The 21,769-nt window shown below is 59.1% G+C and carries 18 protein-coding genes; all 18 read right to left on the bottom strand.

The window, feature by feature from the left end:
- Positions 1 to 38: 38 nt before the first annotated feature.
- Entirely contained in the window at positions 39 to 791 is a 753-nt protein-coding gene (locus tag DKK66_RS13905; RefSeq protein ID WP_131359112.1) for a molybdopterin-binding protein, read from the bottom strand.
- 33 nt (positions 792 to 824) lie between these two features.
- Positions 825 to 1,616, bottom strand: a complete 792-nt coding sequence (locus DKK66_RS13900) for a YdcF family protein (RefSeq protein WP_131359109.1) — start codon at positions 1,614 to 1,616, stop codon at positions 825 to 827.
- A gap of 15 nt (positions 1,617 to 1,631) precedes the next feature.
- Positions 1,632 to 2,342 carry an ABC transporter ATP-binding protein gene (locus DKK66_RS13895; protein WP_045845292.1) on the bottom strand — a complete coding sequence of 237 codons (711 nt, stop codon included), beginning with the start codon at positions 2,340 to 2,342 and terminating at the stop codon, positions 1,632 to 1,634.
- A complete protein-coding gene (locus DKK66_RS13890; RefSeq protein ID WP_131359106.1) occupies positions 2,339 to 3,109 on the bottom strand; it encodes an ABC transporter ATP-binding protein in 771 nt (256 codons plus the stop codon). Before DKK66_RS13890 ends, DKK66_RS13895 begins: the two co-directional genes overlap by 4 nt.
- Before the next feature lie 3 nt (positions 3,110 to 3,112).
- Complete coding sequence (locus DKK66_RS13885; RefSeq protein WP_131359102.1) at positions 3,113 to 4,195, bottom strand: ABC transporter ATP-binding protein; 1,083 nt, start codon at positions 4,193 to 4,195, stop codon at positions 3,113 to 3,115.
- A gap of 17 nt (positions 4,196 to 4,212) precedes the next feature.
- On the bottom strand, positions 4,213 to 5,142 hold the full coding sequence (locus DKK66_RS13880; RefSeq protein ID WP_131359099.1) for a branched-chain amino acid ABC transporter permease: 930 nt from the start codon (positions 5,140 to 5,142) through the stop codon (positions 4,213 to 4,215).
- Positions 5,143 to 5,859: 717 nt separating this feature from the next.
- Positions 5,860 to 7,206 (bottom strand): N-succinylarginine dihydrolase, encoded by a 1,347-nt coding sequence (astB, locus tag DKK66_RS13875; protein ID WP_131359096.1) that lies wholly within the window; start codon positions 7,204 to 7,206, stop codon positions 5,860 to 5,862.
- Positions 7,203 to 8,663: a succinylglutamate-semialdehyde dehydrogenase gene (astD, locus tag DKK66_RS13870; protein ID WP_131359093.1), complete on the bottom strand. Its 1,461-nt coding sequence runs from the start codon at positions 8,661 to 8,663 to the stop codon at positions 7,203 to 7,205. Before astD ends, astB begins: the two co-directional genes overlap by 4 nt.
- Positions 8,660 to 9,694: an arginine N-succinyltransferase gene (gene astA / locus DKK66_RS13865; protein ID WP_045845298.1), complete on the bottom strand. Its 1,035-nt coding sequence runs from the start codon at positions 9,692 to 9,694 to the stop codon at positions 8,660 to 8,662. Before astA ends, astD begins: the two co-directional genes overlap by 4 nt.
- An 11-nt stretch (positions 9,695 to 9,705) precedes the next feature.
- The gene (aruF, locus tag DKK66_RS13860) at positions 9,706 to 10,725 is read right to left on the bottom strand and encodes an arginine/ornithine succinyltransferase subunit alpha (RefSeq protein ID WP_131359090.1); all 1,020 of its coding nucleotides are present in this window, start codon (positions 10,723 to 10,725) and stop codon (positions 9,706 to 9,708) included.
- Between the two features lie 108 nt (positions 10,726 to 10,833).
- Positions 10,834 to 12,048, bottom strand: a complete 1,215-nt coding sequence (locus tag DKK66_RS13855) for an aspartate aminotransferase family protein (protein ID WP_045845300.1) — start codon at positions 12,046 to 12,048, stop codon at positions 10,834 to 10,836.
- Between the two features lie 369 nt (positions 12,049 to 12,417).
- Positions 12,418 to 14,565: a polyribonucleotide nucleotidyltransferase gene (gene pnp / locus DKK66_RS13850; RefSeq protein ID WP_045845301.1), complete on the bottom strand. Its 2,148-nt coding sequence runs from the start codon at positions 14,563 to 14,565 to the stop codon at positions 12,418 to 12,420.
- A gap of 182 nt (positions 14,566 to 14,747) precedes the next feature.
- Positions 14,748 to 15,017, bottom strand: a complete 270-nt coding sequence (gene rpsO / locus DKK66_RS13845) for a 30S ribosomal protein S15 (protein WP_045845302.1) — start codon at positions 15,015 to 15,017, stop codon at positions 14,748 to 14,750.
- 80 nt (positions 15,018 to 15,097) lie between these two features.
- On the bottom strand, positions 15,098 to 16,021 hold the full coding sequence (gene truB / locus DKK66_RS13840) for a tRNA pseudouridine(55) synthase TruB (RefSeq protein ID WP_131359084.1): 924 nt from the start codon (positions 16,019 to 16,021) through the stop codon (positions 15,098 to 15,100).
- Positions 16,018 to 16,437, bottom strand: coding sequence for a 30S ribosome-binding factor RbfA (gene rbfA / locus DKK66_RS13835; protein WP_131359081.1), 420 nt, complete (start codon positions 16,435 to 16,437; stop codon positions 16,018 to 16,020). The genes truB and rbfA overlap by 4 nt, the downstream gene beginning before the upstream one ends.
- Before the next feature lie 133 nt (positions 16,438 to 16,570).
- Positions 16,571 to 19,537, bottom strand: a complete 2,967-nt coding sequence (gene infB / locus DKK66_RS13830) for a translation initiation factor IF-2 (RefSeq protein WP_131359076.1) — start codon at positions 19,535 to 19,537, stop codon at positions 16,571 to 16,573.
- Positions 19,538 to 19,576: 39 nt separating this feature from the next.
- Entirely contained in the window at positions 19,577 to 21,055 is a 1,479-nt protein-coding gene (gene nusA, locus DKK66_RS13825) for a transcription termination factor NusA (RefSeq protein WP_045846064.1), read from the bottom strand.
- Positions 21,056 to 21,106: 51 nt separating this feature from the next.
- The gene (gene rimP, locus DKK66_RS13820) at positions 21,107 to 21,535 is read right to left on the bottom strand and encodes a ribosome maturation factor RimP (protein WP_045846116.1); all 429 of its coding nucleotides are present in this window, start codon (positions 21,533 to 21,535) and stop codon (positions 21,107 to 21,109) included.
- Between the last annotated feature and the right edge of the window lie 234 nt (positions 21,536 to 21,769).

Here is a 21,769-nt window from a genome sequence, read left to right as displayed (position 1 = left end):
GGGCGTAAAGCCCCTTTTTGCATGTGCCACAGGTCAGTTCAAGCGCGCTCTTGCAAGGTATACCCCGCCGCCGTCAGTGCCTTGCGCCATTCGGCAATGGCTATTTCCACCAGCTGGCGCTGGCCGGTAAAGCCGAAGTCGATGTGCATCTGCGGAATGGTTTCGTTGCCAAAACTGGGCAGGCTGGACAGCTTGAGGGCAGGATAGCGCTGGCTGAAATCCTGCATCAGGGTGATCAGGTCGCCCTCGCGCGCATTCAGCGCAATCACCCCGGCTTCCACATCAGGACTGTCGTTGAACAGATGGCGGTACTGGCTATCCAGCACCCATTCGATCATCGGCCAGGCCATGGCGGGAAAGCCCGGCACGAAATGCACATCACCATGCGAGAAACCAGCAATCTGGTTCACCGGATTGGGGATGATGCGGCTGCCTGACGGGAACATCGCCATATTGATGCGGTGCGGATAGGCATCCTCGCCAAAGCGTGCCTCGATCAGCGCACCGGCTTCGGGGTGAACCTCCAGCGGCAAGCCCAGCGCCTGTCCGGCACAGCTGCGGGTGTGGTCGTCCGGGGTGGCACCGATGCCGCCAAAACTGAACACCAGTTCGCCGCTGGCAAAGGCACGCTGCAAGGCTGCGGTGATGCGTGCCGGGTCGTCACCCACGTATTCCGCAGCGGCCAGGCTCAGGCCACGCGCCGCCAGAATGCGGATCAGGGATTGCAAATGCTTGTCCTGCCGTTTGCCGGACAATAATTCATCGCCGATGATGATGGCTGCAACGTTCACGCTTCACACCTCTTGCTCGGAGTTGACCCGGCATCAATCCGGCTGCGTGGCCCTGCCGTGCAACCAGCCTTGTACCGAGTAAAAGAAAATGCCCAGCCATTCGCGCAAGGCGGAATGGCATTCCTGCATGGCCCGCCCGGTGGGCAGATACCAGGCCAGCCCTGCGCCATCATAACGGACAAAACCGGTGGGTGCAGGCAGCACATTCAGGCCCTGGGCCTGAAAAAACGGCAGCGCGCGGCGCAGATGCCAGCCCTGGCTGACCAGCACGATACGGCTGATACCGGCCTTTTTCAGCATGAGTGCACTGTAACGGGCGTTCTCCAGCGTGGTATTGGACTGCATTTCCACCCAGCGTACAGACAGGCCGTAGTCCTGTTGCAGGGTTCGCGCCATCACCTCGCCTTCCGGTTCGCCACCATAGGGCGAGCCACCGGTCACCAGCAGGGGCAGATGAGTGTGCCGTGCCAGAAAGGCGGCGTAGCGCAGCCGGGTCTGGGTATCGGCACTCGGTTCGTTACGGTCATATTCGGGAGCCGGTTTCTTGCCGCCGCCCAGCACCACGATGGCCTGTTGCTGTTGCAGCTGGGCCGTGGAAACGACGGGGTAGCGCTCCAGTCCGCCATTCAGCCACATGGCAGTACGGGGGATGGACAACAGATAGGCCAGCAGCAGGCCGACACATACCAGACTGGCCCCCATGGCAGGCGCACGGCGGCGCAGCAACAGCCCCAGGGCGATGGGGAGAATGAAAAGCAGCGGGGGCAATAAAAAGGCCCCGAAGAGCTGGTGGACCAGTACTTCGGGGCTAATCGTTGCTGTCATTGAAGACTCTTTTGCTTACTCGCCGAGGTAGGCGTTACGCACGCGTTCGTCGTCGAGCAATTCGCGCGCCGGGCCACCCATGGTGATACGGCCGCTTTCCATCACATAACCGCGCTGGGACACTTCCAGGGCCAGTTTGGCGTTCTGCTCCACCAGCAGCATGGTCACGCCTTCCTTGGCAATCATCTGGATGATCTCGAAGATCTTTTCCACGATGATGGGCGCCAGGCCCATGGATGGTTCATCCAGCAGCAGCAGCTTGGGCTTGGACAGCATGGCACGGCCCATGGCCACCATTTGCTGTTCGCCGCCGGACAGGGTGCCGGCCAGCTGCTTGTAACGCTCTTTCAGGCGCGGGAACAGTTCGTACACGCGCTCGATTTCGCTCTGGATGGCCGCCTTGTCATTGCGGTAGTAGGCACCCATTTGCAGGTTTTCTTCCACCGTCAGCTTGCTGAAGATGCCACGGCCTTCCGGCACCATCACCAGACCATGACGCACATAGTCGTGGGACGGAATGGTACCGTTCAGCTTGCCATCGTAAGTGATGCTGCCGCCGGACGGCTTCACCATGCCGATCAGGGTTTTCAGGGTGGTGGTCTTGCCGGCACCGTTGGCACCGATCAGGGTGACCAGCTCGCCCTGGTTGATGTGGAAATCCACGCCACGAACAGCCTGAATGCCGCCGTAAGCCACTTGCAGGTTTTTAACTTCCAGAAGGCTCATGCGTGTGCCGCTCCCAGGTAAGCTTCAATCACTCTCGGGTTCTTGCGTACTTCTTCCGGAACGCCTTCGGCAATCTTCTTGCCGTAATCCAGCACCGCAATACGGTCACACAGACCCATCATGAGTTTGACGTCGTGTTCAATCAGCAAAACCGTAGTACCGCTCTTGGCGATCTTGCTCATCAGCTCCTTGAGCTCTTCGGTTTCACGCGGGTTCATACCGGCAGCCGGTTCGTCCAGTGCCAGCAGCTTGGGCTCGGTGGCCAGCGCGCGGGCGATTTCCAGACGACGCTGGTGGCCGTAGGACAGGTTACGGGCACGTTCGTCGGCCACGTCGGCAATACCTACGTATTCCAGCAGTTCCCAGGCCTTGGCGGTAATCGCCTTTTCTTCCTCGCGGGTACGACGGTCACGCAGTACCGCGCCCAGTGCGCCGGCCTTGGAACGGATGTGGCGACCCACCATCACGTTTTCCAGCGCAGTCATTTCCGCGAACAAACGGATGTTCTGGAAAGTACGGGCGATACCGGCGTTCACCACCACGTGCGGCTTGGCCTGGAACAGGTTGTGGCCGTCGAAGGTGAAGGAACCTTCGTCCGGCACGTACAGGCCGGTCAGCACGTTGAACAGCGTGGTCTTGCCGGCACCGTTCGGGCCGATCAGACCGTAGATTTCACCCTTGTTGATGGTCAGGCCGACATCGCTCAGTGCGTGCAGACCGCCAAAACGCTTGTTGATGCCTTCGATTTTCAGCAGTACTTCAGCCATGACTTAACCTTTCTGCGCAGCCGCTTCTTTGGCGTCCTTGAATTCAGCCTTGCGGCGCTTGGACGGCAGCATGCCTTCCGGACGAACCAGCATCATCACCACCATGGCAATGCCGAACAGCAGCATGCGGGCGTTTTCCGGGTCGATCAGCATGCGACCCATGGTCTTCATCTGCAGCGGGCCAATCACGTCACGCAGGATTTCCGGCGCAATGGTCAGCACGACAGCACCCAGGATCACACCGGCGATGTTACCCATGCCACCCAGAACGATCATGGCCAGGATCATGATGGACTCCAGCAAGCTGAAGGATTCCGGCGATACAAAACCCTGGAAGGCAGAGAACAGGCCACCAGCCACACCACCGGACAGCGCACCCAGTGCAAAGGCCAGCAGCTTGATGTTGCGGATGTTGATACCCATGGCCGAAGCGGCAATCTGGTCTTCACGCAGCGCAACCCAGGCACGGCCGATACGGGAGTGCTGCAGGCGGGAAGCCATGATCACCACGATGACGGTCAACACCAGGAACAGGTAGTAGTACAGATAGACCGGCGGCAGGGACATGCCGAACAGGTTGATCGGCGAACCCAGGTCGGCACCGGCCACGCGGATCGGGTCGATCAGGTTGATACCTTGCGGGCCGTTGGTGATGTTGACCGGCGCGTTCAGGTTGTTCATGAAGATACGGATGATTTCACCGAAACCCAGCGTCACGATGGCCAGATAGTCACCCTTCAGGCGCAGTACCGGAGTACCGAGCAGAATACCGAAGAAGGCGGCAAACAGCGCACCCAGCGGAATGGTGACATAGAAGGGCCAGTGAATGCCGAAGTGCGGCGAACCCAGCAATGCGTAGGTATAGGCACCCACGGCATAGAAGGCGATGAAGCCCAGGTCGAGCAGGCCGGCAAAGCCCACCACGATGTTAAGGCCCAGTGCCAGCATCACGTACAACAGCGCGAAGTCGACGATACGCACCCAGGAATTACCCAGCGCGCCGCCTACCACGAAGGGCAGTACGCACAGGGCAATGCCGCTGGCGATGAACAGCCCGATTTGTTTGGAATCAAATGCCTTGCTCATGTTATTTCTCCCCCGGATCAGGCGCGGTCAGCCATCTTTTCGCCCAGCAGGCCGGACGGACGGAAAATCAGCACCAGGATCAGCACCATGAAGGCAAAGATGTCCTGATAGTTGGAACCCAGGAAGCCACCGGTCAGCTGACCGATATAACCGGCACCCAGACTTTCGATAATGCCCAGCAGGATACCGCCGGCCACTGCACCACCCAGATTGCCGATACCACCCAGCACCGCAGCGGTAAACGCCTTCAGGCCGATCATGAAGCCCATATAGTAGTGAGCTTGGGAATAGTTGGTAGCAACCATTACACCGGCAATCGCACCCAAGGCGGAACCCAGCATGAAGGTAGCGGAAATGATGGTGTTGACGTTGACACCCATCAGGCCTGCCACGGCCGGGTTCTGACTGGTGGCACGCATGGCGCGACCCAGCTTGGTTTTCTCAACCACAACCAGGAGGCCGATCATCAGCACCAGGCACAGCACCACGATCATGATTTGCAGCTTGGTAATGCTGGCACCCATGATGCTGACGGTGTCTGCATTCAGCAGGTCAGGGAACGGGATGTAGTTGCGGCCCCAGATCAGGATGGCAATCTGCTGCAGCGAAATGGACAAGCCAATCGCAGTAATCAGCGGAGCCAGACGCTGAGCGCCACGCAACGGACGGTAAGCCACCCGTTCAATGACAAAGCCCAGCAAGGCGCAAGCCGGAATGGCAACCAGCGTGCCGATCAGCACGATAGCCCAGCCTGGAAGGTCCACACCCGAGTGCATCAGGGTAGAAACGACGGTAATGCAAACCATTGCACCAATCATCACGACTTCGCCATGGGCGAAGTTGATGAGCCCCATGATCCCGTACACCATGGTGTAACCCAGCGCGATCAGCGCATAGATGCTACCAAGTACCAGACCATTGAGGATCTGTTGGAAAAAAATGTCCACGTGGGAGATCTCCTTTGATTTAAACGACCCAGCAGCTTGTAGGGCTTCCCCTCTTCTTATGCCACCTGTAGTTGTTGCCTGTCGTATCGAACCATTTTCCTGGTTTCTGTCTGACAGCCGCACGGATTATGCGTGTGGATTCAATCGACTGTCAATCTGAAAAACCGGTGAAAAACAGCAAAAAGGCAAATCATTTAAGATTATTGCAAGTTATTGATTTTATTGACTTTTCCTCAAGTATACTACTGCGCTGCAGCAAGATAATATCGGATATCTTCACTGCGCGAGAACACACCTGGCAAAGCCTGCATTTTCACATTTTTGACATGTTTCCCCTTGAAAATATTCGCAACCGAAAAGAAATGTTCATTCGCATTCCAATGCGAACACAGAATTTTCGCACTCATTCGAATGTATACAATCTTCGGGATACAATCGTCCGCCCGACTGAACACACCGCATCCCTGCAAAATTTTTGTCGGCTCACTACATCATTAAGCAAGCAGTACAGACAAAACAGTTTCTTGCGGCCTCTATAGCAAGAGTCGGGCCAGTTTTTTGGCGCTGAAAACGGGAAATTTGCCCCACAATGTGGCAAAAAATGCAGCAGCGCCCCATAACAGCACAAAAGCCACCCGCAGGTGGCTTTATATATAGACAGAAACAGGGCGACTGACCGGAATGAAGACATCGCCCTGCCCTGATGCATGATCTGGCTCAGGCCAGCTGGAAGGGGTAAACCGAACCCAGCCGCATGATGCGCGTCAGCTCGTCCAGCGCCGTGCGGCATTCGTCCAGCAGCAAGGGGTCGGCCAGATCATCCGCATTCAGTCGATCGCGGTAATGCCGTTCCACCCAGGCGTTCAGCGTCGCGAACAGTTCATCGCTCATCAGCACGCCCTGGTTGACTGCAGCAATCTCGCTGGCCGACATCGCCACGCGCAACCGCAGGCAAGCCGGGCCGCCGCCATTCTGCATCGACTGCTTGAGGTCGAACACGCGGATTTCATTGATCGGGCCGCCGCTGCTGCTCATCTTTTGCAGATAGCTCCACACACGCTCGACGTTGCGGCATTCTTCCGGCACCACGATGATCATGCTGCCATCCGGCTTGGACAGCAGCTGGCTGTTGAACAGATAGCTCTTCACCGCCTCGGCCACGCTCACTTCGGCATCCGGCACTTCCACCGGTACAAACTGCCCACCCACGGCCGCCAGCTTGCGTGACAGCTCTTCCAGCACCCTGCCCTGCTCCAGAAAAGACTTTTCATGGTGGAACAGCACATTGCGGTTACCCACCGAAATCACATCGTTGTGGAACACACCGGCATCGATGGTGGCCGGGTCCTGCTGGGCATACACCACGCCGGATTCCGACAAACCATGCAGGCGCGCCACGGCCTGGCAGGCTTCCAGCGTCTGTCGCGCCGGAAAGCGCTGCGGGGCCGGGTAGCGACCATCGAATGCCGCTGCGCCGAATACGAAGAACTCTACCCCGGCAGCATCATATTCCGCACAGAAGCGGGTATGGTTGGCCGCACCTTCATCACCAAAGTGCATCTGCGCCGGCAGGGCTTCATGCACCATGAAGTGCTGTTCGTCGGCAAACATCGCCTGCAACAGACGGCGCGTGGTGGGATGCTCGATGGAACGGTGGAATTTGTTGTTCAGATTGGCCGGGGTAAAGTGCACCCTCTTGTCCGCGGTATCGCCAGACGGGCTGACCGTAGCGGCATTGGCCGTCCACATGCAGGAAGCGGACGAGGCTGCCGCCAGAATGGCCGGGGCCTCCTTGGCGGCACGCGCCACCACTTCGCCATCCGTACCGGAAAAACCCAGGCGGCGCAGGCTGGCCACGTCCGGGCGCTCGTGCGGGGCCAGCACGCCCTGCTTGAAGCCCAGGTCGTGCAACGCCTTCATCTTGGCCAGACCCTGCTGGGCTGCCTGCTTGGGATTGGACACTGCCTTGGTATTGCTGGTGGAAGCCACATTGCCAAAGGACAGGCCGCTGTAGTTATGTGTCGGCCCAACCAGGCCGTCAAAATTCACTTCGTAGGCGTTCACAGTGTAATCCCCGGAGAAAGTTGGGCAGGCACGGTCAGGCTGTCGCACTCCAGCGAGGCCACCGGGTAAGCGCAGTAATCCGCGGCATAGTAGGCGCTGGGGCGATGGTTGCCCGAGGCACCGATGCCACCAAACGGAGCAGCACTGGAAGCACCAGTCAGCGGCTTGTTCCAGTTGACCACGCCAGCGCGGCTTTCCAGCAGATAGCGTTCGTACAGCGCGCGGCTATCCGACAGCACGCCACCAGCCAGGCCAAAACGGGTATCGTTGGCAATGGCGATGGCTTCATCAAAATCGGCATAGCGGATGACTTGCAGCAGCGGGCCGAAGAATTCTTCGTCCGGGCGCTCCACCGCAGTGCTGTCGATGATGCCGGGCGACAGGATGGCGGCATCCGGCGTCAGGCGACGCATTTCCAGCAGGCTGTTGCCACCGTTTTCCAGCAGCCAGGCCTGGGCCTTGAGCAAGGCTTCGGCGGCGGCATTGGAAATTACCGCACCCATGAATGGTGCCGGTTGTTCGTCGTACTGCCCCACTTTCAGCTTGGCAGTGACCTCCACCAGACGGGCCAGCAGCGCATTACCCCACGCACCTTGCGGCACCAGCAGGCGACGCGCGCAGGTGCAGCGTTGTCCCGCCGACACGAATGCGGACTGGATGATGTGATGCACGGCGGCATCGATATCGGCCACGTCTTCCACGATCAGCGGATTGTTACCACCCATTTCCAGGGCCACAATCTTGTCCGGCTGACCGCCGAAATTGCGGTGCAGCAGTTCGCCAGTGGCCGAGCTGCCGGTAAAGAACAGGCCGTCGATACCCTTGTGGCCGGCCAGTGCGATGCCGGTTTCACGCGCACCTTGCAGCAGGGCAATCACTCCGGCCGGCAAGCCCGCTTCCGCCCACAGACGCACTGTTTCCTGTGCAGTCCACGGTGTCAGTTCCGACGGCTTGAACAACACGCAGTTACCGGCCAGCAGGGCAGGAACGATATGGCCATTGGGCAAATGGCCGGGGAAGTTGTACGGGCCGAACACGGCCACCACACCATGCGGCTTGTGACGCAGCACCGCCTGGGCATCCCCCATGGGCGCGGCGCGCTCGCCGGTACGCTCGTGATAGGACTTCACCGAAATCTCCACCTTGTTGACCATGGTGGTGACTTCGGTCAGCGCTTCCCACATCGGCTTGCCGGTTTCCTTGGCAATAATGGTGGCCAGCGCATCCTTGTTGGCCGTCAGCAGTTCGCCAAAGCGGCGGGCGATGGCAATGCGCTCGTCCAGTGCAGTGCGTGCCCAGGACTTGAAGGCCAGACGTGCCGCCACAACAGCCTGATCAACCTGCGCGGCATCGGCGCCCTGCCCTTGCCAGATGAGCTCCGCCGTGGCCGGATTGGTCTTGCTCAGGTCTGCGCCGGCACCGGCCAGCCATTGTCCATTGATATACAAAGTGGTCATGCGTTCTCCTTGGGCGACAGTGCCACGCAGCGTACGTGGTCGCCTTCCTGCACGTTCAGGGCCTGCGCCTGTTCCGGCGTCAGGCAGAATTCATGAGTGGGGGCTGGCGCTTGTGCCAGAATCACCCGGAAACCGGTCAGCGACTGATTGGAAACCAGATAATGGCAACGCTCCCCTTCGGGCAGCGGGTCCAGTACGCGGGCGGTCACGGTACGGCTTTCCTTCACCGCCCGAATTTCGCTGGTATAGGCTTGCACGGTAGGGCCGGCATCAAAGATGTCGACATAGCCTTCGTAGCGGAAACCTTCGGATTCCAGCATGGCCACGGCCGGGCGGGTGTTGTCGTGCGTCTTGCCGATTACCGCCTGGGCATCAGCCGGCAAGAAATCGACATACACCGGGTGCTTGGGCATCAGCTCGGCGACAAAAGCCTTTTGGCCGACGCCGGTGAGGTAATCCGCCTGGGCAAAATCGATGGAGAAGAAGTGACGCCCCAGCCCTTCCCAGAAGGGGGAGCGGCCATCCGCATCGGATACACCGCGCATTTCCGCCACCACGGTCTTGCCGAACAGCTGCGGGAATTGCGCCAGGAACAGGAAGCGGCTTTTGGACAGCAGGCCGCCATTGCGGTTGGCGCGGAAATCCGGATGCAGGAACAAGGTGCACAGCTCGGAATAACCGGTATGGTCGTTGGACAGGAACAGGGTTTCGTGACGCGAGTACACGCCCAGTTCGTCCGAGGCGTGCACGATGGTGCCCACGCGGTAGTTGTACCAGGGCTCTTTCAGGCCAACAGCGGCTTCCAGCGCGCAGATACCACCAACCTGGCCGGTTTCGCTGTCTTCCAGCACGAATACATAGCCCTGGTCGGCACGGTCCAGCTCACCGGCAAAGGACAGTACCGAACGGCTGATGCGACGCGACAGGCGTTCTTCGTTCACCGGCAAGGAGGTAAGGCCGACTCCGGCACTGCGTGCCAGATTCATCAGGCCGGGCAGATCGCTATGTGCGATCGGACGGATAATCATCATGCTCTCTCTCCTCAGCCTTGCTGCAAGCCGACCACACGCACGGTGTCGCCGCTGCTTACACCCAGTGCCTGGGCGGCATCCGGATTGATGAAGGCCACACCATCGACAATGGCCACGCGGATGGCTGCCGCCACGAAGTCACCTACCTGCTGGTTGCACACCAGATGCATGCTGGCCTGGGCCGGCAGACTGGCGGCCACTTCCACCGGATGACAACGGTTGCGCTCCAGCGTTTGCAGACGGTCCAGCTCGGCAGTCAGCACCGCGCCACCATCAAAGATGTCGATATAGTTGTCTGCCTCGAAACCTTCGGTGGTGAGCAGCTGACAGGGACGCTCGAAATTGGCGTGGATCTGACCAATGGCGTTTTGCGCATCATCCGGCAGCAAGGGCACATAGATGGGATAGCTGGGCATCAGCTCGGCAATAAAGGTTTTGCTGTGGCCGACGAAAGCCTGTTCCACCTGCAGGAAATCCATATTGAAGAAGCGGCGGCCAATAGCGTTCCAGAACGGCGACTGACCGGCATCATCATGAATACCCTGCATTTCGGCAATGATGCGACGGCCAAAGCGCTGCCGTGCCGTGGCGATGAACAGCAGGCGCGCGCGGGACAGCAGTTCGGCGGCCAGCGGCTCCAGCACGCTATCGGCATAGAAGCCGCACAGCTGCACCATGCCGGTAAGGTCGTGACAGATATTGAGCACATGCACCCGGTTATTCACCTTGAGGGTGCGCGAGGCATGCACGAAGGTTTCGCTGCGGTAGCTGTAAAACGGCTCGTCAAAACCGGCACAGGCACTGATGGAGGCAGTACCCACCACTTCGCCGGCGGATTCCAGCACGAACATATAGTATTCGCTGCCGGTTTCTGCAGTGGCTTCAAACTCGAACGACGATGAGGACTGCTGGATCCGTTCGAACAGCTTGTCCCGATTGTTGGGCAGGCTGGTCACACCGATGCCACTGGCTACGGCCATTCTTTCGATGGCGGGCAAGTCGGCAGTGCGGACTGGGCGCACGATAAACATGGAAACCTCCCTCTGGGGGGTAAGCCGCTGCGCCGTTTCGCGGGCGCAGCCGTACCCACAGCCACGGCAAAGCCTGGCTGTGGTGTCTCTTGCGGGAAAAAACGGGGCTTACTTGGCGGCGACGAGTTCGGCCACGGCAGCATCAAAACGCTGCAGCGCTTCGTCGATGTCGCGGTCTTCCACCACCAGCGACGGTGCCATGCGCACGACATTGACACCGGCAACCAGCAGCAACAGCTGATGCTTGCTGGCAGCGTTGACGAAGTCCTTGGCACGGCCGGCAAAGGCATCGGTCAGTACGCAGCCCAGCAGCAAGCCCATGCCACGGACTTCCTTGAATACCTTGTACTTGTCGTTGATGGCATTCAGGCCATCGCGCAGGCGCTGACTCTTGGCACGTACACCGGCCAGCACTTCCGGGGTGTTGACGATTTCGATCACCTTGAGGGCAACCGAGGCGGCCAGCGGGTTGCCGCCGTAAGTGGTACCGTGGGTGCCGACCGAGAAGCTCTGGGCAATCTTGTCTGTGGTCAGCATGGCACCAATCGGGAAACCGCCACCCAGCGACTTGGCGCTGGAGAGGATGTCCGGCGTCACGCCGTATTCCTGATAGGCGTACAGCGAGCCGGTACGGCCCACACCGGTTTGTACTTCATCGAAAATCAGCAGCGCATTGTGCTGGTCGCACAGTTCACGCGCAGCTTGCAAGAAGGCCTTGTCGGCCGGCAGCACGCCGCCCTCGCCTTGCACCGGCTCGATGACCACGGCGCAGGTCTTGTCACTGATGGCCGCCTTGAGGGAGTCGATATTGTTGAACTCGAAATGGTGGATGCCGGCCGGTACCGGGGCAAAGCCTTCGGTGTACTTGGGCTGACCACCCACGCTCACGGTAAACAGGGTGCGACCGTGGAAGGAATTCTTGCAGGAGATGATTTCGTTCTTTTCCGGACCGAAATGATCGGCGGCATATTTGCGTGCCAGCTTGAAGCAGGCTTCATTGGCCTCGGCACCGGAGTTGCAGAAGAAGGCACGATCGGCAAAGGTGGCGGAAGTCAGCGCATGAGCCAGTTTCAGTACCGGCTCGTTGGTGAACACATTGGACACATGCCACAGCTTGCCAGCCTGTTCGGTCAGCGCAGCCACCAGTTGCGGGTGGCAATGGCCCAGCGAATTCACGGCGATACCGCCAGCCAGATCAATGAATTCACGACCATCCTGATCCCAGACTCGCGATCCCAGGCCCTTGACCGGAATGAAGGCAGCCGGGCCGTAGTTGGGGACCATGACCTGGTCGAAATCAGCGCGGGTGATCGAATTGCTCATCTTTATAGTTCCCTTCCTGCTTGGTCCTCCGTTTCTGCCTGCTGTCCGGGGCAGTAAACGGCATTGTTATGATTTAATACGCTTGAAATGATTCTAATCGAATCTTCCGGCCAACCCATATCCGGTTTGCGACATCTGCTTATAAAATTACTTGACCTATCTCAAACCCGTCAAACCGCCATTTTCACCTTCATTTTCAGTATCTTGCAAAACAAATCGTCGCCACAGCCGCCATCTGGCGGTCAAAATGCTGCGCAGCATGCGTCATGCCTGCCGTAATCGCGACATTCACACCGGCATCCCTTCCTTGCCGCCAGACGCAAAAAAGCCCGCATTGCTGCGGGCTTTTGCTTGGCAGATTGCCAGGAATTACTGCTGGGTCTTCAGACCAAAGGAGTCGGCGGTTTCGCGCGCAACCTTGGATTCGTCTTCCAGCAGTGCCTTGATGGACAGGCGGATGCGACCGCGATCATCCATTTCGATGGCCTTGACCTTCACAACCTGGCCTTCTTTCAGGTAGTCGGACACATTCTTGATGCGCTCGTTGGCGATCTGGGAAATGTGTACCAGACCATCCTTGCCCGGCAGGATGGAAACGATGGCACCGACGTTGTTGTCGAGGATCTTCACTACGGTACCTTCGTAGATCTTGCCCACTTCAACTTCAACGGTGATTTCTTCAATACGCTTCTTGGCAGCCTCGGCGCCTTCACCGGAGATGGAGGCGATGGTGATGGTGCCATCTTCCTCGATATTGATCTCGGTGCCGGTGTCCTTGGTGATGGAGCGGATGGTTTCGCCGCCCTTGCCGATCACGTCACGGATTTTCTCCGGGTTGATCTTCATCACGTACAGACGCGGAGCGTGGGCGGACAGCTCTTGCGGGCCTTCCACGGCTTCCTTCATCAGGCCCAGGATATGCTGGCGGCCTTCCTTGGCTTGTGCCAGGGCAACCTGCATGATTTCCTTGGTGATGCCCTGGATCTTGATGTCCATCTGCAGGGCGGTAATGCCTTCGGCAGTACCGGCTACCTTGAAGTCCATGTCGCCCAGGTGATCTTCATCACCCAGGATGTCGGTCAGCACGGCAAAACGGTTACCTTCCAGGATCAGACCCATGGCGATACCGGCAACGTGGGCCTTCAGCGGCACGCCAGCGGACAGCAGCGACAGGCAGCCACCGCAAACCGAAGCCATGGAGGAAGAACCGTTGGATTCGGTGATTTCCGAAACCACGCGCATGGAGTAACCGAATTCGGATTCCGGCGGCAGTACGGCAACCAGGGCACGCTTGGCCAGACGACCGTGACCGATTTCACGACGCTTCGGCGGGCCCATGCGGCCGGCTTCACCGGTGGAGTACGGCGGGAAGTTGTAATGCAGCATGAAGCGTTCGGTGTATTCACCGGCCAGCGCGTCGATGATCTGCTCGTCCTGCTTGGTGCCCAGCGTGGTTACCACCAGGCCCTGGGTTTCGCCACGGGTAAACAGGGCGGAACCGTGGGTGCGCGGCAGCACGTTGCTGCGGATGCTGATCGGGCGCACGGTGCGGGTGTCGCGACCGTCGATACGCGGTTCGCCAGCCAGAATCTGGCCACGGACGATTTCAGCTTCCAGACCCTTGAAGATGCCCTTGATTTCGTTGGCCAGCAGGGTGTCGGTATCTTCGTTGATCAGCGCAGCCTTGACGTCGGCCCAGGCTTCGTTGATGGCAACGGTGCGGGCTTGCTTCTGGCGCAGGCGGAAAGCATCAGCCAGCTTGGCACCGGCAATGCCGCGTACCTGGGCGATCAGCTCTTCGTTCTTGGCCGGAGCAGTCCAGTCGAACATCACCGGGTTCACTTCGTCAGCCAGTTCGTTGATGGCCTTGATGGCGGCTTGCATCTGGTCGTGACCAAATACCACGGCACCCAGCATCACGGCTTCGGACAGTTCCTTGGCTTCGGACTCGACCATCAGCACGGCACGCTCGGTACCGGCAACCACCAGATCCATTTCGGAAGTGGCCAGTTCGGTCTTGGTCGGGTTCAGGATGTATTCGCCATTGGCGTAACCCACACGGGCAGCACCAATCGGGCCGGCAAACGGCAGGCCGGAGATGGCCAGCGCAGCGGAAGCACCGATCATGGCCGGGATGTCGGAATCCACTTCCGGATTCAGCGACAGCACGGTAGCCACGATCTGTACGTCGTGGTAGAAGCCTTCCGGGAACAGCGGGCGGATCGGACGGTCGATCAGGCGGCTGGTCAGCACTTCCTTCTCGGACTGCTTGCCTTCGCGCTTGAAGAAACCACCCGGGATTTTACCGGCAGCGTAGGTACGCTCGAGATAGTCTACGGTCAGCGGGAAGAAATCCTGGCCCGGCTTGACATTTTTGCCGCCGACAACGGCGACCAGAACCACGGTTTCATCAACAGAAACAATAACGGAGCCGGAAGCCTGGCGCGCTACTTCGCCGGTTTCCAGGGTAACGGTCTGGTTACCATACTGAAACGTTTTGGTAATTTTATTGAACACAGGGCATCCCTTAGTCAAAATTGTTTTTTCAAGCTGAAAACACAACGGGAACCCCTAAAAATTCGGACCGGTTTCGATCAAAATTTCTAGAGGCTCCCCCCGTTGTCACAGTAATACAGCGTGCTTGAAGGCCAGCGTGAAAAAGTCGCAGACTCGCTGCGACTTTTTCAAACCTGAACCAATTACTTGCGCAGACCCAGACGGGCAATCAGAGCGCGGTAGCTGTCAGCATCGGTACGCTTGAGGTAGTCAAGCAGGCGACGACGACGGCTCACCATCTTCAGCAGACCACGACGGCTGTGGTGATCCTTGGTGTTGGCTTTGAAGTGCGGGGTCAGATCGTTGATACGGGCGGTCAGCAGTGCGATTTGCACTTCGGACGAACCGGTATCGCCTTCCTTGTGCTGGAAGCTTTTAACGATGTCTGCTTTTTGGGCGGCGGTCATTGCCATTTTGGGTAACTCCAAATCAGGTAAGGATCTTGCGATCCGACAAGTGCAGCGAGCCGGTTTCCCAACCCATCCGCACTTCGCTAGCAGGCTGCCTGTTTGACAGCCAGGAGTCTGATCGGGTGCAGCATGTCATCATCCCGCAACTCGGCCAGACCCAGAAACTCCGCATCCACATCGCTGTAAACACGAAAGCGCGTCATTCTCGCACACTCGCCGACAAAACGCACGGCTTGTCCGTGAATAAAACGCCCGACGCTGGCCGCATCCAGCGTATGCGCCGGAAAGTGTTGCACCAATACGTCGACCGGCAACAGCAGCGCTTCGCGACCAGCCATGTCCAGCGCTTCCACATCGGCCAGCGTGTGCGCCTCGGCCAGCTGGAAACCACCAGTCGTTGTACGACGCAAACCGGTCAGATGGGCGGCACAATCCAGCGCAATGGCAATGTCTTCGGCCAGCGTGCGGATATAGGTACCCTTGCTGCACAGCACGTCGATTACCGCTTCCACACCATCAAAGCTGACCAGTCGGAGCGAGTGAATGGTGATGTTGCGCGGCTCCCGTACTATCTCGATACCTTCGCGCGCATATTCGTACAAGGGCTTGCCCTGGTGCTTGAGCGCCGAATACATCGGCGGCACCTGGCTGATCTCGCCGACAAACTGCTGCATCACTTGCAGCAGGCGGGTTTCATCAAAGGCAATCGGGCATTCGCGCACCACTTCACCTTCGATGTCCCCCGTACTGGTGGCGGCACCAAAGCGTACGGTGGCGCGATAGCCCTTGTCGGCATCCAGCAGATAGGAGGAAAACTTGGTGGCCTCCCCCAGGCACATCGGCAACAGGCCGGTGGCCAGCGGGTCCAGCACGCCGGTATGCCCTGCCTTGGCGGCATTAAGCAACCAGCGCGCCTTTTGCAGCGCGTTGTTGCTGGAAATATCGTAGGGCTTGTCGATCAGCAGCACGCCATCAATCTGGCGGCGGTTGCTGCGCGGCTTGCTCATTCGGCGCTACCTTCTTCATCTGCGGCCGGAGCAGCATCGACCTGACCGAATTTTTCCGCGTCTTCCTTGGCTACCTGGTTGATCAGGCTGGTCATGTGCATGCCGCGCGATACCGATTCGTCGTAGACAAAGTGCAGTTGCGGCGTGGTGAACATCTTGATGCTGCGGCCCAGTTCGGAACGCAGGTAACCGGCGGAGTGCTCCAGCGCTTCCTGGCTGACTTCGCGGGTCTTTTCGTCCATCACGGTGTAGAACACCTTGGCGTGGGAATAGTCACGCGTCACATGCACGGCGGTAATGGTGATCCAGCCGGCACGCGGGTCTTTCAGACCGGTACGTACCAGTTCGGCCAGCTCGCGCTGAATCTGTTCAGCAATGCGGTCGGCGCGGGAGAAACCTTTTCTGGCTTTGGCCATGATTTCCATCCTGTAGTCATGAAAGCGGCCAACGGATAGTCGGATGTATCCGACTAGCAGTCAGCCGCCTTGAATGCAAAAGGCGAGCGCCGGCAAGCCATGGCTTGCACTGCACTCGCCGGGAAAGTGCCGCTTACAGCGAGCGGGCCACTTCCACGATTTCGAACACTTCCAGCTGGTCGCCTTCCTGGATGTCGTTGAAGTTCTTCAGCATCAGACCACATTCGTAGCCCTGCTTCACTTCCTTCACGTCGTCCTTGAAGCGCTTGAGCGAGTCCAGTTCGCCGGTGTGCACCACCACGTGGTTGCGGATCAGGCGGATCGAAGCGGTACGCTTGATCAGACCGTCGGTCACCATACAACCAGCAATGTTGCCAACCTTGGAGACCGGGATCACCTGACGGATCTCGACGGTACCCAGGATCTGTTCCTTCTTCTCCGGAGCCAGCATGCCGGACAAGGCTGCTTTCACTTCGTCCACGGCATCGTAAATGATGCTGTAGTAACGGATGTCCACGCCTTCGTTTTCGGCCAGCTTGCGCGCTGCGGCATCGGAACGGGTGTTGAAGCCGATCACGATGGCCTTGGAAGCGATCGCCAGGTTGATGTCCGATTCCGAGATACCACCCACGCCGGAGTGCAGGATGCTGACGCGCACTTCGTCGGTGGACAGCTTCTGCAGGCTGCCGGCCAGGGCTTCGTAGGAACCCTGTACGTCGGCCTTGATGATGATGGACAAGGTTTGCACCTCGCCACTGCCATCGGCCATCTGGGCGAACATGTTTTCCAGCTTGGCGGCTTGCTGCTTGGCCAGGCGTACGTCACGGAACTTGCCGGCGCGGAACAGGGCGATTTCACGCGCCTTGCGCTCGTCGGTCAGCACCATGGCGTCTTCACCGGCTTGCGGTACGTCGGACAGACCCAGGATTTCCACCGGGATGGCAGGGCCGGCACTTTCGATGGCCTTGCCGTTTTCGTCGATCATGGCGCGAACGCGACCGAATGCCGTACCAGCCAGTACCACATCGCCCTTCTTCAGGGTGCCGGACTGAACCAGCAGCGTGGCAACCGGGCCACGACCCTTGTCCAGACGGGCTTCCACGATGATGCCCTTGGCCGGAGCGTCAACCGGAGCGGTCAGCTCCAGTACTTCAGCCTGCAGCAGGATGGCTTCCAGCAGCGCGTCGATATTGGTGCCCTGCTTGGCAGACACTTCGACGAACTGGGTGTCGCCACCCCAGTCTTCCGGCACCACTTCGTGGGATACCAGCTCCTGGCGGATGCGCTCTGCGTTGGCACCCATCTTGTCGATCTTGTTGACCGCCACCACCATCGGCACCTTGGCAGCCTTGGCATGGTGAATGGCTTCGATGGTTTGCGGCATCACGCCGTCGTCGGCAGCCACCACCAGCACCACGATGTCGGTGGCCTTGGCACCACGGGCACGCATGGCGGTAAACGCTTCGTGACCCGGGGTATCCAGGAAGGTGATCATGCCGCGCGGGGTTTCCACGTGGTAGGCACCGATGTGCTGGGTAATGCCACCGGCTTCGCCCGCGGCCACTTTGGCGCGACGGATGTAGTCCAGCAGCGAGGTTTTACCGTGGTCGACGTGACCCATCACGGTGACGACCGGCGGACGCGGCAGTACGGCCACTTCCACTTCTTCGCCTTCCGGTTTTTCCAGGTAGGCTTCCGGATCGTCCGCCTGTGCCGCACGCGGCTTGTGGCCCATCTCTTCCACCACGATCATGGCGGTTTCCTGGTCCAGCACCTGGTTGATGGTCACCATCATGCCCATCTTCATCAGGACCTTGATCACCTCAACGCCCTTGACGGCCATGCGGTGAGCCAGATCGGCCACGGAGATGGTTTCCGGTACCAGCACGTCATGCACGATGGGCTCGGTCGGAGCCTGGAAGGCATGCTGGTTGTTTTGCTTGTGCTTGCCCTTGCCGCCGCGGGATTTCCAGTCATTACCGGCATCGCCGCCCTTGGTCTTGAGACCACGGCCACCCTTCTTGCCTTCTTCCCAGCGCTCGTTGCCTTTCTTGGCGCCGCCGCCCTTCTTGGCATCCGGACGACCGGCTACGGTTGCCGGTACCACCGGGGCTCCCGGTGCAGCGGCAACAGCCGGACGCGGGCCACGGCTGTCACCAGCCGGACGCGGGCCACGGTTGTCGCCTGCCGGGCGCGGGCCACGGTTGTCACCAGCCGGGCGCGGGCCACGGTTGTCGCCTGCCGGGCGCGGGCCACGGTTGTCACCAGCCGGACGCGGGCCACGGTTGTCGCCAGCCGGACGCGGACCACGTTCGTCACGACGGTCATCACGGCGCTCTTCGCTGCGCACTTCCGGCTTCGGTGCTTCTACCGGCTTGGGAGCCGGTGCCGGTTGCTGTGCAGCCAGACGCGCAGCCTGACGACGTTCTTCGCGTTCGATCTTTTCGCGCATCAGCTCTTGCTGGCGGGCACGGAAAGCAGCCTGGCGCTTTTCTTCAGCTTCACGCGCGGCTACTTCTTCCGGCGACAGGATGGAGGCTACGGTACGTGCCACAGCCGGTGCCGGCTTGGCAGCAGGTGCAGCTTCCTTGGCCGGGACTTCCGCAACCGGGGCGGCCGGTGCGGCGGGCTTGGATTCCACCTTGGGTTCAACCTTTACTTGCGGTTCCGGCTTGGTTTCCGGTTTCACTTCAACAACCGGCTTGGTTTCTGCCGCCGGAGCAGGGGCAGCAACCACTTCAACAGGCTTGGCAGCCGGGGCCGGCGCAGCAACAGCCGGCTCGGGTGCAACAACAGCAGCGGCAGCAGCCGGGCTTTCTTCCGGACGCACCACTACACGCTTCTTGCGTGTTTCAACTTTTACCGTACTACCGTCCGCAGTCTTGATTTCACTGGTGGACTTGCGAGTCAGCGTGATACGCGACTCATCACGCGCGCCATGCGAACGCTTCAGGTAGTCAAGAAGCTGGGATTTATCCTGCTCGGAGAGCGTATCATCCGGCGCGCGCTTGGCCACACCCGCTGCACGAAGCTGTTCCAGCAATCGTTCAGGCGTGAGGTTCAGCTCACCGGCAAACTGTTTTACATTCGTCAATACCATGCGTCTTCCCAAATTCCGTAAATACTTCCCGAAGAAGCCTTACTGGTTGAACCAGTGTTCGCGCGCTTTCATGATGATTGCACGTGCAGCTTCAGCTTCAATGCCGGTCATGTCCACCAAATCGTCAACGGCCAGGTCGGCCAGATCATCACGCGTGGACACGCCGTTCTCGGCCAACTTGCGAACCAGCTCGGCATCCAGACCCTCGATATCTTTCAGGTCTTCGGATACACCTTCGACTTTCTCTTCGGACGCAATGGCCTGAGTGAGGATGGCGTCACGTGCACGGCTGCGCAGCTCATTCACCAACTCCTCGTCAAAACCGTCGATTTCCAGCATTTCGGAAATCGGCACATACGCTACTTCTTCCAGGGTGGCAAAACCTTCTTGCACCAGTACGGTGGCGGTGGCTTCGTCCACACCCAGGTGGGTGACAAACAGATCACGCAACTGCGCGTCTTCGGCCTGGTGTTTTTCCTCGGCTTCAGTCACGGTCATGATGTTCAGGTACCAGCCGGTCAGTTCGGCTGCCAGCTTGACATTCTGACCGCTGCGGCCGATGGCCAGTGCCAGCTGATCTTCCTCGACCACCACGTCCATGCTGTGGTTGTCTTCGTCGATCATGATGCGGTTCACTTCGGCCGGGGACAGCGCGTTGATCACGAACTGTGCCGGTTCCGGTGCCCACAGCACGATGTCGATGCGTTCGCCTGCCAGCTCCTGGGTCACGGCCTGGACGCGGGAACCGCGCATGCCGATGCAGGTGCCTTGCGGGTCGATACGGGCATCGTTGGCCTTGACGGCAATCTTGGCGCGCAGGCCGGCATCGCGGACGGCTTCCTTGATTTCCAGCAGGCCTTCTTCGATTTCCGGCACTTCCAGCTCGAACAGCTTGATCAGGAACTGGCTGGAGGTACGCGACAGCACCAGCTGCGGGCCACGACCCATGCGGTCGATGCGCAGCAGGAAGGCTTTCACGCGGTCGCCCACGCGCAGGTTTTCCTTCGGAATCATCTGATCGCGCGGCAGTACGGCTTCCAGCTTGCCGCATTCGATAATGGCATTGCCACGTTCGATGCGCTTGATGGTGCCGGTGATCAGGTGTTCGCGACGCTGCAGGAATTCGTTCAGCAGCTGTTCACGCTCGGCGTCGCGGATGCGTTGCAGGATGACCTGCTTGGCAGTCTGGGCACCGATACGGCCAAACTCGACGGCTTCCATCGGTTGTTCGATCACTGCACCCACTTCGATGCGCGGATCATCATCACGCGCGTCGGTAATGGTGATTTCGCGGCTCTCGTTTTCGATCAGCTCGTTCTGCACCACCGTCCAGCGACGGAAAGTCTGGTATTGCCCGGTGTGACGGTCGATTTCGACACGCACATCCATTTCGTCATCGGTAAACTTCTTTTTGGTTGCCGAAGCAAGTGCCATTTCAAGGGCGGAAAAAACCACATCCTTGCTGACATTCTTCTCGCTTGCCAGGGCATCAACCAGCAACAAAATCTCGCGACTCATGCATTCCTCCGAATTTTTGTCCTTATGCGCGGCAACAGGACCTATCCGCGCTCAAAACTCAGGCTCGAGCCTGGCTTTGTCGATATTGGTCAGGGCAATTGCCACGATGCGGCCGCCATCCACTTCCAGCTTGACCGCGCCATCTTCAACCCCGACAAGACGACCGGCAAACTTCTTTTGCTGCTCGACCGGCATGCGCGTCTTGATCTTGGCAAGCTGTCCGGCAAAGCGCACGAAGTCCGCCTCTTTCTTCAGAGGACGATCCAGCCCCGGGGAGGAAACCTCGAGCCGTTCGTAATTGACGTTTTCAACCATGAACAGACGGGTCAGGTGATTGCTGACCAGCACACAGTCTTCCACCGTGACGCCACCTGGCTTGTCCATAAACACGCGATAACCACCACCCTGGGTCATTTCAAAATCGACCAGCTCGTAGCCTAGACCTGGCAGGGTGTTTTCCAGCAGCAAACGTACATCCATTGCTTCTTTCCACAAATAAAAAATGGGCGAAACGCCCATCCCTAAACATCGCGATTGTAACCCATTCCTGCAAAAAAGAAAACCGAAGCCTGTCAAGGCCCTACCCGCCACCCCGACATGCATCGGCCTGTGCTTTGCGTGCATTTTTCACATACTGTAAATTAGCTGCAACCTGACGAAGTTCGGGTACATAGGAATGGGCGCAATACCCATTCGAAAATTCAGAAACAATTA

This window comes from Aquitalea sp. USM4 (assembly GCF_004328945.1).
Lineage (GTDB): Bacteria > Pseudomonadota > Gammaproteobacteria > Burkholderiales > Chromobacteriaceae > Aquitalea > Aquitalea pelogenes.
Note: the sequence above shows the minus strand (reverse complement) of the source record. Positions and strands in the feature narration are given on the sequence as shown.